Source organism: Chitinimonas violaceus, assembly GCF_052601015.1.
The window spans coordinates 1-11,883 of sequence record NZ_JBQXDJ010000089.1; the positions used below are offsets into that span (position 1 = coordinate 1).

The following is an 11,883-nucleotide window of genomic DNA, read 5'->3' on the forward strand; positions in this document are numbered from 1 at the left end:
CCGAAGATAGATTTTTCGGTCACGGTTTGTCGTACAGATACCCTTCAAACCTAGACGCCATCAGGCTTTTAACGCATCCATTGGCCTAAAACTGCCCAATGGACAGCATTTTTTCCAGGCGCTGTTTTTAAAGAACACAGCCAATTGCCTTGGCGAAGGGGGCGCATTTTGACATAAGAAACCCGCAGACGGGCTGCGGGTTAGGGGAAACGAGCGGGGAAATCGATCAGCAGCAGGCGGCTAAGGAGAAGGGCGGGGGCAAGGCAAATGGGGCAAGCTCAGTCTTCCAGGCAATAGTGCTTTATCACCTCTTCCAGCGACATGGCTTGGGTTTTACCCGCCCGTAAATCAGCCAAACGCCGTTCGGCCAGGTAGATGTCTTCCAACGCCTCTAAATGCGTCAGGATCGCTTCTCGGGCGTAAAACGTCTTGGTGCGCCCCGTTGATTTCGATAATGCATTCAGCCGATTTTCAATGTCGGCAGGGAGTCGGATGGTCAGCACGATGGCTTCCTTCGGTTAGGTTTCTATAAGGATTAGGGGGATTACTGCGCCAGACCGTCTGCGTCGGGGGCGTCGTCGTCTTCTTCTGCCAGCGCATCCAGCAACGTCACCGCCGCCGTGGCCCGCAGGCCGGGGGGCGGTGGTACCGGCGTCTCGTCCTGTCGCGTCAGCCGTGCCGGGTGCGTGGCGTCGTGAATGGCTTTGAGGTGTTCAATGCTCACATGCGTATAAATCTCGGTCGTGGAGAGCTGCGCATGGCCCAGCAAGGCTTGCAATATCCGCACATCCGCCCCGGCTTCCAGCATATGGGTCGCCATCGCATGGCGTAGCAGATGCGTACTGCCCGGTTTGTTGACGCCCGCAAACTCCATATACTTCTTCACCTTCAGCGAGATATGCGCCGGGGTCATCGGCTCGCCGTAGTCACTCAGAAACAGCGCCGTTTCATCCACCGTCAGCAATTGGGGGCGGGATTCCATCAGGTAACGATCCAGCCAAGCCAGCGCACGTTGTCCCAACGGCACTACCCTGTCTTTGCGCCCTTTGCCTTCCCGCACCATCACCAGCCGACGGTGCAGGTCCACGTCGTAGCAGGCCAGATTTGAGGCTTCCAGCCGCCGCAATCCGGTGCTATAGAGCAATTCCAGCAAGGCCCGGTCGCGCAGCCCATACGGCGTATTGGGTTCCGCCTGCGCCAGAATCGCTTCCACCTCCTGCACCGACAGCAACGCACGCGGTAGCCGCTTCGAGGGCTTGGGGAGGTCGATTTCGCTGGCCGGGTTGAACAAGAGGTAGTTTTCTCGGGCGAGCCATTTGAACCAGGTCTTGAGCGGCCCCAGACACCCCACCTGACTGGCATGGGTCAGCGGCTGGCCATCGGCCTTGCGGTAATAGAACAAATAGCGTTGATAGCGCTCGAGCACCGGCTTGGTCACGTCCGCCGGTTGCATCAGCCCGCGCTCATCGCACCAGCCAATAAAGCGGCGCAGGCTGCTGTGACGGGCCTTCACCGTGTATTCCGAGTAACCCTTGACCCGCAGGTAGTCGAAGTGCGCCGCCATGTAAGCCAGCATCGGGTGATGCGCCAGCGGGTCCGCCACCTGACGCCGGGGCACGACCGGCTTGGTTGGGCGGCGTTGGCGTGTCTTGAGTTTCTGACCCTTACGCGGCATAGCCCGCGCCTTCTACCGGCAACACCGGCACGTGAGCTAAGGGATGTACGACCACGACCGGATCAGGGGTATTTTCAGGCACCCCCACCCTTATTTCGTCGTCAGAAACGGGCGTTTCCGCTAAAACCCTGGTGGTGTCTGGCGATTCGCAGGCATCAGCACCCCGCACACCCCCCGTGTTGGGGCCGTGTTGGGGCCGCGTTGACCCCGCGAACTGGGGGGCTACCCCCCGCGAACTGGCTGTCGTACACCCAGTTTTCAGCTCAACATCCACGTCAACGGCGCTATCAAACCCCATTGCCCCCGGTACGACTACGACCGGCTCAAAGGTGTTTGCATACCCCCCCACCCTTATTTCGTCGTCAGAAACGGGCGTCTCCGCTAAAACCCTGGTGGCGTCTGGCGATTCGCAGGCATCAGCACGCCGCACACCCCCCGCGTTGGGGCCGTTTTGGGGCCGCGTTGACCCCGCGAACTGGGGGTCTACCCCCCGCGAACTGGCTGTCGTACCTGTTGCCATCAGCTGGGTTACATCCAGTAACCCGGCCAATTGCGGGCTGTGCGCCGCTAAATCACCATCAAACAGCAATTCATACTCGAAGCTTTGCCCACGGCTACCGCGATGGACTAGCAGGTATTCCAGGGCGGCCAACCTATCCAGATGTAGGCGGCATTGGGTATCCGATAGCCCGCTGGCGTGACGCACCTCGGCGCGGCTGAAGCGGATGTCCTGCACCCCTAATTGCGTCGTGTCGGCACGCTCGCGCACCAGCTGCTGAACGCAGGCTAAGAGCTTGCGGGTCTGCGGTGGCAATTCGTCCAGGCTGCGGCCCAGCACTTCATGCGCCAGCGTATTGGCCTGTGCAATGTCCTGCGGCGTCACTTCCACGTAGTCAATCTGCCGATCCCCCACCGTCAAGCTCTTGATCGGGCGTTGGTACTGGTGCAGCAAGGCAATCGTGTCGATCAGGGAGAGATACTTTTCATGATCGCGTCGCGTGCGCGTGCGGTCATCCAGGAAGGTCAATTGATCCGCAAACGGGTTCACCACCGCCAAGGGACGCAACAAACGCTGGGCATTACGCTGCAACGCCAGCACCGCCTCCTTGGTTTCCTTGCCCAGGAAGCCTTCCAGCGTGCGCCGTTCCCGTTGCCGACGGTGAATCGCTGCCGTCTGCTCGCGGCCTTCGTCTACCGAGAGCACCAGACAGCGGTTGAGCAATTCTTCGTCGATGTCGATGGCCGTGGTAGTCATGAACAGGCTCATCGGGCCTTCAACCCGGTATTCCTGCGCCACCAGATTGCCATTGGCGTCGGAGCCGGTGCTGGCCATCGTCAACTCACCATCCGATTGCAGCAGCTTCAAGGCATAGCTGGCACGGCTCGCGCCTTCCTCTTCGGCAATCGCCAGTATCTTGTGCTTGAGGTTGGTCTCGCCCATGTAGAACAGGCTTTGTCCGCTCATGGCGGAGTAGCGCACCGTCTCTTCCGGTGGCATGAACGCCAGTACCGCGTCCATCAGGCTGGATTTACCCGCTGCACTGGATGATTGCACCACCACCGCCAGCGGTCGATCCAGCTTGCGGCTGGTGGCGGCTAAATAGGCGGTCAGCTTGTTGGTTGCCTCTCCAACGATGCCGCATTGCTCGAAGTCCGCCAGCACCCGGCCCAACAGGTCCGGTGCCTGTAGTAGCGCCAGTGCTGCTTGCTGTTCCTCCTCGCTCATCGCCGGTTGGCTGGGTGCTTGCGGCGTTAAGGCTTGCTGAATGGTGTCGTCCTGCACCTGCTCCAACTTGAGCAACACCCGGCCTAACTCGGTTTTAAGGGTCTCCACCGACACGCGCAGCTCGACGGCGGCCTGTTGCAGGAACAAGCCACGTGCCCGCGCTGCATACAGGTCGAGCGTGTCCACGTGGAAGTCATCGCCACCGCTCACCATGAGGTTGACCTTGAGCACCCCCACCGCCAGATTCTTGGGCAACCCCCGCACCCGCCAACGTCGCCCACCCAGCTGCATAACGACTTCCCGCTCGTTCACCTCGGCGCTCAGGTCGCAATGCGGCGCAGGCGGTACCGGGCTGGCGGGTAAATCGGCAACCGGTGGTGTCACCGGCACCGCCCCAGCCGTCACGGCAGGCAAACCAGCGGCTAAGGGAAGAGGGGGAACTGATTCAGGCCCTTCCATGACGCGGGAGGCCATCGCCGCCAGGGCTTGCTTACCTTCGCTCGGCGCGTCCTCCAGGCCCATCCATTCGGCTTTACGCACCACCAGACTCAGGGCTTTATGCGCCGGTTTCATCGCCAGGGCATAGGCGTTGGCGTCCAGGCCATGCGGGAAGCGAATACGCCAGCAATCGATACCCAGTGCCTGCAACCGTTCTGCCAAGGCCCGCGCGGCCTTGTCGCCGGCTTCGTCGTGGTCATAGGCAATCAGCACCCGCTTGACCGCATGCCGCTCGAAGGCCGCCAGGTGGTCAGCGGTAAACCCGTTCACCCCATAGCTGGCCGTCACATTGCGCAAACCATGCACCCAGAAGGTCATGGCGTCGATCAACGCCTCGCACAGAATCACCTCACCACCCGCCGCCGCCAGTCCGGCTTCGTTCCATACGCCAGCATGTCCACCCGGCAAATAGAGGTGTTCCGCTGTACCCGCACGCAAGTCGGTGCGTATCTTGCGGCCATAGACTTCGTGGATCTGACCATTGAGGCCGATCACTGGCACCACCAGCGAACCGTTGAAGTGCTCGTGACCACTCTCGCGCAGCAAGCCCACCGTCTGCAAAGACTGACGCACCGCCATGCCCGCCTTGAGGGTCTTGTCTGGCAGTCGATAGCCCAGGGTGCGGTTGGCATAACCCAGCTGGAAGGTGCTGATCAACTCAGGGTGATTCAAACCCCGCTTATCCAGGTAGGCCAGCGCCTCGGGGCTTTGCTTGAGTGTGTCGTGGTAATACGCCAGCACCCGGCCCAGCAAGGTCTGGCGCTCGGCTTCGTCCACCCTGTGCGACTCGGCAGCCGAAGGCGAAGCGGCTAAGGCAGAAGGGGTTAGCACCGGTTCCAGGCTGTTGTCCCCTAAGCCAGTCCGCAGCCATTCCGCCGCATGCCGGAAGCTGATACCGCGTCGTTTCATCACCCAATCGATCGGCCCACCCGCTTCGCCACAGCCAAAGCAATGAAACAGGTTCTTGCTCGGCGTCACCACCAAACTCGGTTTGTCGTCTTCATGGAATGGGCAGCAGGCCGCGTAATCCTTCCCCTGCTTGCTCAGCGCGATGCCGTCCGCCTCGATCAGGCGAACCAGCGACACCTCGGCCTTCAAGCGTTCAATTTCTGTATCTGGAATACGGGCCATAAATCGGATTTCCTCTAAAACCTTGTCAAGACCATTAATGTGTTTTATTGTGGCACATATGTATGTACATCGGTCAAGCGCTATTGTTTTAGGGAGGTAGGATCATGGGCAATACGTTTTCTCTCTGGTTGTCCATGTCTCTTTCCGCTCGTTTGATTACGCTACGCAGGCAACGGGGCCTCTCGCAGCAAGCGATGGCTGATGCTGTCGGTGTACATCCAAACAGTTGGAAGAAGTACGAAGCTGGTCAGGCGCAACCGTCTTTAGAGGCACTCAAGAAGATCGCTATCAAACTGCACGTCAGTACTGACTTCTTGCTGTTTGATACACAGGAACGTGGGCCAAGCGATGAATTCCGCCTACGGTTCGAGGCCGTTTCTACGTTCTCTACGGAAGAGAAACAGGTCGTCAAAGAGATACTGGATAGCCTGATTTTGCGGCACCAAGCCAAGCAGTTCTTTACACCAGCACAGACAGGCAGCTAACGTTTTCAGTCTGCCAACGCAGTAAGCAGCTAAAGAGAAACCCCCTGAACCCCAAGCAGTAGCTGGGGTCGAGGGGGCTTTTTTTTATTTAAAAGAGAAAGAAGGACGGGGAAACGTGTGTTATCGAGCTGTGGCTGGCAGGCTTTAGCAATCCGTCAGCGTGTAGTAGTCCGTCATCGTATAGGTTTCCCGCCCGCCTCCCTGCTGATGGAACTGGTTTTCCGGGACGTGCTTGCAACCATTGCATAGCTTCCCATCGTTCAATTCCACACGCACCGCACGCGCACTCCACAAGGACGCCATGTCCTTTTCCATCGGCACCACTTCCAACATGCTCAGTCCTTGGTTGCGCAACCAGCTATTCACCTCGTAGTTACTGCTGCCCGCCTTCGCTCTACGCGACAGGACTTTTACCGTCTTGCCTTCATTCAACCAGCCTTTGACCCGCAGCAGCATCGCATTCACCGGCTCGCCTATCTGATTCGGGAATCGCTCGTTGTATTCCGCCAGCGTGCCTTCCAATTCGACGCCTATCCATTTGCTCATGATCTTGTTTACTTTCGTCTGTATTAAATAAAAGGGTTAGGCCTGGGCCGCTTCTGCTTCTGCCGCCTTCTGGCGTTCAAAGCGACGCACATGCATTTGCGCTGGCGTCAGTTCCGGCACACAACCACGGTCCGCCAGTTGCAGGCCCGCCCTGATTGCTTCGTCTGGGATATCCACCGCTTGTTTACATTGCGCTAACAGCTTGGGCGCCAGTTCACGCCATGCCGCATCCAGGCTCGACTCGTCGAACAAACGCCAGCTGGCATGTTGGCCCTTGCTGGCCAAGCGGTCGGCCTGTAATTGGAAGCCCAGCTTAAGTGCAGGTGGCAACTGGCTAAGCCCAACCTCAATCAGCGCATTGCTATAGCAGTCCAGTAACGCGTTCTGCGCAATCACCACGCGATACCAGTGCTCCGAAGCGTCTTCGTCGGCTTCGTCCAATCCCTTTTCCAGTTCACTGGCCAGTTCGCGCCAGTCTTCCGCCAGCGTATAGGCTGCCCGTTCCTGCGCCTTGAGTTCCCGGCACTTCGGGCTCAGGTGGCTAGTAAAGCTACGCAGCAAGCCTTTGTTTTCTGCTCTCAGGCGCGCGGCCTCGTTTTCTGCTTCCTGGGCCGATTGCTGGTGGGTGGCGATTTCTTTGCGTAACGCGGTACAGACTGCCTGCAACGGCAGGAAGGCGTCACGCGCTGCATGGCATTCAGCCAAAGCCGCTTCAACGGCAGCGCGGTGTTCAGGGTGATGTTCAAACATGGGGAGGTTTCCTTAATAGTGGGTTGATCAGGCTTGGCGTTGCGCGATGCAGTGCTGCATCCAGGCGAGGACTTCCGATTCCAGCCACGCCACATTGCGCGAGCCCAGGTGAATCGACTTAGGGAAGTCACGCAGCCGCATCGCGTCATACAAGCCGGTACGGGAGAGGCCGCACTTGGCCAGCACTTCCGGCAAACGCATAAAGCGGTCGTGTCGCAAGCTGTCGCCGTACACCAGGTCATTGGCGGCTTCGTCGTAAGCGGGGGTAAGTTGTGTCATTGCTCAGGGTCTTTCTTTAGGGTTCATCCGTATCCGACTGGACCAGATGAGGCGTTGTTGAACGCATGCCGCCAGTATCCCGACCCCGTGCCGCCTCGACGAGCGAACGCCATTGTGTGAACACCCCACACAATCCCGCCGTTTCATCACCCACCTAAAACGCCGAATCCGACCCCCTGCTACCCGTCTTTCGCCCCCCATTGGGGCAATTTGTCAGGGAAACCGCGTCGTTAACGGCCTGTCATTGGCCCCTTAGCCGCCCACTGCATGCAAATGCATGCCTAGAGTGCATGAATTCGCATGATTTTTTGCACCCTCTCGACCCCATTCCCCGCCAGTACTGACGCGGGTTTGAACCCATCATGCAGGTGCATAAAAACCGCGCTATTAAGTGCGCGGGCGTGGCGGGGATATGAGCGCGCGCGCCGGGGTGAAACCCCCTCGCCGCAGACCTCGCCCAAACCGCCGGATTGTGTGAGCCATCCACACAATGGCGACTTCGTGCCACCGATCCGACCGTGCTCGATACTGCAAGCCGAGTTACCAACCCGCTGATTTAACCCCCGACTCACCCTTTTAAACGACCCCGACAGGCCGCAAGGGGATCGGCTTGCCCAAAGAAACCGATGGAAACTGTTGCTTACCACGTTGAGACCGATGCCGAATGGCTCGCAGCCAACTGCGCGCCCACCTTACGCAAGTCGGGCCGCCGTGAGCGCAAGCATCAGCTACGCGCCATTCCCGAACGTGAATGGGAAGCCGCCCGCGATGAAGACCATGACGCACTGGGCCAACGTGTCAGCCACTGGCTACAGCAGCCGGTGGGGTCGGTGGAACTGATTAACCTGTCCGAGCGGCTGGATAAATACCTGGGTCACCCGTCCACGCCCTTGATTGACGTGTGCCGCCTGGGTGAAGACGGCGCAGCCCTGTGCGATAAGCTGCATACCTGGCTATCGCCTGAAGACACTGCCGCCATGATCGCCCCACGCTTTGACGTCCGCCTGCCGCAGGCTGGCAGACAGGGCGTCACCGTCGAAGGGATTGGTAAACGTCTGGAAGACGGCAGGGTATGGAAACGCAACCTCGTCCGCCGCCACCTGCAAACCTTGGAACAAGGCCGCATTAGCGCGGGCCAAGTGCGCCGGGGTGCCGATACCTATGTCTCACAACAAACCCTCTCCCTGCTGCAAACCAAGTGGAAGGACCAGAACGAAGCCCTGCGGCATGCCCTAGCCACCAGCAACGAAGGCGATGAAGTCTCGTTGTTCGACATGCAGCAAAGCAGCGTGGCCAACCCGCGCGTGCGCTTTGCTGAACTGATTACCCGCGTTAAAGGCTTCGAGCTGGTGGCGGAGGAACTGGGCCATACAGCCGTCTTCGTCACGGTGACGGCCCCGAGTGCCTACCACCCGAGCAAGACCGTCAGCAGCAAGCGCAAACGTGGCGAGCGGGCCTTTAAGCAGATCATCAACCCGGCCTGGGTGGCAGCGGGCAAACCCACCCCCAAGCAGGCCAACGATTACCTGTGCCAGACCTGGGGCAAGGTGCGTGCAGCAGCAGACCGTCGCGGCTTACACGTCTATGGCCTGCGCACCACCGAACCGCATGCCGACGCCTGCCCACATTGGCACATGATGCTGTTTGGCGAACCCGAGGCCCTAACGCGCTTTGTGGCGCTGTTCCAGGACTACGCTTGCCAAGCCTACCCCGACGAGCTAGTCGGCAAGGTGTGGAACAAGGAAGGCGGCAAATGGCACAAGGTGCCGGCCACCAGCGTGCGGTTCAACTGCCAGGTGATGAACCCGGCCCAAGTGCTGGCCGATGGCAGCCGCGTCGGTGGGGCCGTCGCCTACCTCACCAAATACCTGACCAAGAACCTCGACGGTAAAAGCGAACAGCGCCGCGAAGACGGCGAACACATCGCCCTGGGCGACGACTACGAAGCCGACACCGACACCATTACCGGGGCGCAGAAGGTCCGCGCCTGGGCCAGCCTATGGCATGTGCGTCAGTTCCAGTTCTATGGCGGCCCACCGGTTGCGCTATGGCGCGAACTGCGCAAGCTGCGCGGCGCAAAGCAGGACGACACCGTCATCGACCAAGCCGCCGCCGCAGCCGATACCGGCGATTGGGGCTTGTTCTGCCAGCTCCTGGGCGGCCCGCTGGCCCGTCGTAAAGACCTGCCGTTGTCGTTGGCGAAGGAAGACCGCCCCGACCAATTGAACCGCTACGGTGAGGCTGCCTGTGCCGTGGTGAAGGGGGTGGAAGCCGGCGCGGCTAAGGTGGTGACACGCACCAAGACCTGGACCATCGACTGGCGTAAGAAGCAGTCGATGTTTGAAGGCGCGGCCGAAGGACTCGCCGCAAGGACGGGCGAAGCTCGGCCATCTAGGACTTGTGACAATAACTGTACGCAGTTATTGGCTGATGCCCAAACCGAGCCACTGCCGCCAGCCGAAGCACCGCAAATCGACGACGATTACCAAGAAGACGGCCCGCCAGCGTGGTGGAACCCCGAGGAAGACCCCGGTTTAGACGAAGCGCCGCCCTACGATGCAGGTTATTTCGACCACTGCGCCGAATCCGGCCCACCTGAATGGTGGACCGACCGGGACGAGTGCGCGCCGTTAGACGGCAGTGCGGACTGGGTACGCTGTGAGGACACCTTCGAGCTTTGAAGTGATTGGCTGTTGAAGTTGATTGTGCAACATACCATCTTGAACTTAAGACGGAAATACAATGAACTGTGCTGGTATTTGATCTGCCAACCAGACCAAATCATTACCACGGTAGAAGGCAACTCCACTTGCAGCGGCGACCTTTGCCTGCACTTCCAGCAGAACCGGTGTCCGGGCCTTGCGGCAACCGACCTGCTTTGCCGTCCCAGTATCCACCGACAGATGAACGTATTGCCGATTCATCGGTTGTAGGCCACTTTTCTGGATTAGGACCATCGTATCCGGTGAAGTGCCGTGATATAGCACTTCCGGTGGTTCGGCAGGTGTCTTGAGCAATTTATCCGGTAATGAATGGCCATATAGAGCACGAATTTTACCGTTCTGTAGCTCATGGCGCTTCTTATCTGAGCGAGTGATCATTTCGACGAGATCGACTTCGCTTAAATCCAACCATTCCAACTTTTCGGAACGTAAGGAAGATAAAAGTTCCTCAACTGAAACCCAACCCTCGTCGTCGAGTTCCAATTCATAAAGCCATGGTTCATGGCGCAGTGCATGGGAAACAGCTTTGCTGAGTTGTAAGTTATTCATGTCACTCATCCAACTTAAACTCTGACGACTTCTTTTTTATGTCTTTCAACCATTCATTAAAACAAAGAAAATCTCCCCGCATTTCCCATCCTGGTTCGCAAAACGAATGTATACAAAATACTTTCGGATTCCCCGAAATATCTTCCCCATCAAAACAAGCAACATCATCTGAAGCACCATCTTTAGCAAACGGAACCAGTACACGGGATGGAAACTGACTGCGCAGCGTATTCATCCAATATATTGCTGAATCTTTGTACGGAGCTAACCACCACCAAGGCTCTATTTCAGGCAAATCCAGATTAACAATCTCTAAATATGACTGCGGATATAAGAAACCTTCTGGCAACTCAGATTTATCAAACAAATAAGTTTCAACTTTCACCGTTATTGCCCTTTAACACGCGGTAATGTATCGGCACCATTGGGGTGGTAAATACCAAATTTGCCAGATTGACTATTGATACGAATCAGGAGCGCCTCACCCCAAGTAGTCGGGACCTCTGCCTTCTTTGTGAATCTGCCAATTTCACTTTGAGTAAGAGGGTCAGTAAATGACCGTACATTTGCTTGGACATCTATCTGTGCTTCACGAGCTGCACGAATTCTAGTGTTGTCCATACTGGTCAACTTGGAATCTTGCATCCTTACTACATCAACAGGATCACCTTTCCACCCATCTTGTCGCATGCTAGTTACTAGGTCGTCGTAGTTATATGACTTCCCAGTAGCACGATCAATTTTGTTAAATGAAACTGAATTTTGAGAGAAGCGAATATCGGTTGCCGGAATCCACTCTACACCGTTTGAGACTCCTGCCGAATACTTCCCATATTTAATCGGCGCTAACGAAAGCAACCCACCCGCTACACCACGTAAATCCACCGACGCGGACTGAGCAACTGGATTGCGAACATCCACCCAGTCAGCCATCCGGCCCAACGCGCCGGGCTTTGTATGAGCAAACTGTTCTAACCATGCGGCACCGCCATTGACAGCATCCGGAATAAAATTGGCTACAGAGATTATTGCCCCATTGCCGATAGTTTTCCAAGTTTCGACATGGATATTTTTGTCGTAAATTGGCCCGCTAGGCCCTTTTTGCCCCAGCGTTCCATTTAGACGCGCTTCAAAAACTCGTGCATTAAATTCATCTACGGTTTCTGCTGGCAGCCGTGCCTTACCCGTAAACATTTGGATGTTATTTACGGGCTCGTTGTTCGCAGCTGAGGCTGTGCCTTTCCCGTACATATTTCCACGGAATGCCACTCCCCGACCTTGAACACGGCCATCTGAGTCACCGCCGTAGGGCTCTCCACGTCGGGCTAGATCAATGTAGCCACCCTCATCACCCGTTGGGCCACTATTACCCATCGGCGTTGCCGGTACGACCTCATCATCAAACAGATCGCGCCAATCCCGTGGCCGTTCGCTGCGGTTCGGTTCCGGTACGACCGGCTTGGCAGGTTCCACCCATTTACGACCATTGCCCGCAATGCTATTGCCAAGCACATCCCCGAA

10 protein-coding genes and 1 pseudogene are annotated in these 11,883 nt (G+C 57.7%); 2 read left to right on the top strand and 9 right to left on the bottom strand.

What is annotated here, in order from left to right; translation table 11 throughout:
* Positions 1-278: 278 nt before the first annotated feature.
* From relB to ACUHMQ_RS18740, 3 genes are read right to left on the bottom strand one after another with little or no spacing between them, the layout of a single operon-like run.
* The gene (gene relB / locus ACUHMQ_RS18730; protein WP_445296980.1) at positions 279-503 is read right to left on the bottom strand and encodes a type II toxin-antitoxin system RelB family antitoxin; all 225 of its coding nucleotides are present in this window, start codon (positions 501-503) and stop codon (positions 279-281) included.
* A gap of 41 nt (positions 504-544) precedes the next feature.
* A complete protein-coding gene (gene xerC / locus ACUHMQ_RS18735; protein ID WP_445296981.1) occupies positions 545-1,675 on the bottom strand; it encodes a site-specific tyrosine recombinase XerC in 1,131 nt (376 codons plus the stop codon).
* Positions 1,665-5,030, bottom strand: coding sequence for a CHC2 zinc finger domain-containing protein (locus ACUHMQ_RS18740; protein WP_445296982.1), 3,366 nt, complete (start codon positions 5,028-5,030; stop codon positions 1,665-1,667). Before ACUHMQ_RS18740 ends, xerC begins: the two co-directional genes overlap by 11 nt.
* 104 nt (positions 5,031-5,134) lie before the next feature.
* On the opposite strand from ACUHMQ_RS18740, the gene ACUHMQ_RS18745 reads away from it, so the two are divergent.
* On the top strand, positions 5,135-5,515 hold the full coding sequence (locus ACUHMQ_RS18745; protein WP_445296983.1) for a helix-turn-helix domain-containing protein: 381 nt from the start codon (positions 5,135-5,137) through the stop codon (positions 5,513-5,515).
* 144 nt (positions 5,516-5,659) lie between these two features.
* Here the strand turns inward: ACUHMQ_RS18745 and ACUHMQ_RS18750 are convergent, their stop codons facing one another.
* The 3 genes from ACUHMQ_RS18750 to ACUHMQ_RS18760 are packed head-to-tail and all read right to left on the bottom strand — an operon-like array spanning position 5,660 to position 7,090.
* Positions 5,660-6,061 carry a hypothetical protein gene (locus tag ACUHMQ_RS18750; protein ID WP_445296984.1) on the bottom strand — a complete coding sequence of 134 codons (402 nt, stop codon included), beginning with the start codon at positions 6,059-6,061 and terminating at the stop codon, positions 5,660-5,662.
* 36 nt (positions 6,062-6,097) lie between these two features.
* Positions 6,098-6,811 (bottom strand): hypothetical protein, encoded by a 714-nt coding sequence (locus tag ACUHMQ_RS18755; RefSeq protein ID WP_445296985.1) that lies wholly within the window; start codon positions 6,809-6,811, stop codon positions 6,098-6,100.
* A 27-nt stretch (positions 6,812-6,838) separates the two neighbouring features.
* Positions 6,839-7,090, bottom strand: coding sequence for an AlpA family transcriptional regulator (locus tag ACUHMQ_RS18760; RefSeq protein WP_445296986.1), 252 nt, complete (start codon positions 7,088-7,090; stop codon positions 6,839-6,841).
* A 626-nt stretch (positions 7,091-7,716) separates the two neighbouring features.
* Here ACUHMQ_RS18760 and ACUHMQ_RS18765 point away from each other — a divergent pair.
* Positions 7,717-9,771: a replication endonuclease gene (locus ACUHMQ_RS18765; RefSeq protein ID WP_445296987.1), complete on the top strand. Its 2,055-nt coding sequence runs from the start codon at positions 7,717-7,719 to the stop codon at positions 9,769-9,771.
* A 45-nt stretch (positions 9,772-9,816) separates the two neighbouring features.
* On the opposite strand, the gene ACUHMQ_RS18770 is transcribed toward ACUHMQ_RS18765, so the two are convergent.
* The 3 genes and pseudogenes from ACUHMQ_RS18770 to ACUHMQ_RS18780 form a co-directional block, all read right to left on the bottom strand.
* Entirely contained in the window at positions 9,817-10,362 is a 546-nt protein-coding gene (locus ACUHMQ_RS18770) for an RNA 2'-phosphotransferase (protein WP_445296988.1), read from the bottom strand.
* 1 nt (position 10,363) lies between these two features.
* Complete coding sequence (locus ACUHMQ_RS18775; RefSeq protein WP_445296989.1) at positions 10,364-10,747, bottom strand: hypothetical protein; 384 nt, start codon at positions 10,745-10,747, stop codon at positions 10,364-10,366.
* Between the two features lie 2 nt (positions 10,748-10,749).
* A pseudogene (locus ACUHMQ_RS18780) lies at positions 10,750-11,883 on the bottom strand (hypothetical protein); the annotation flags it as partial.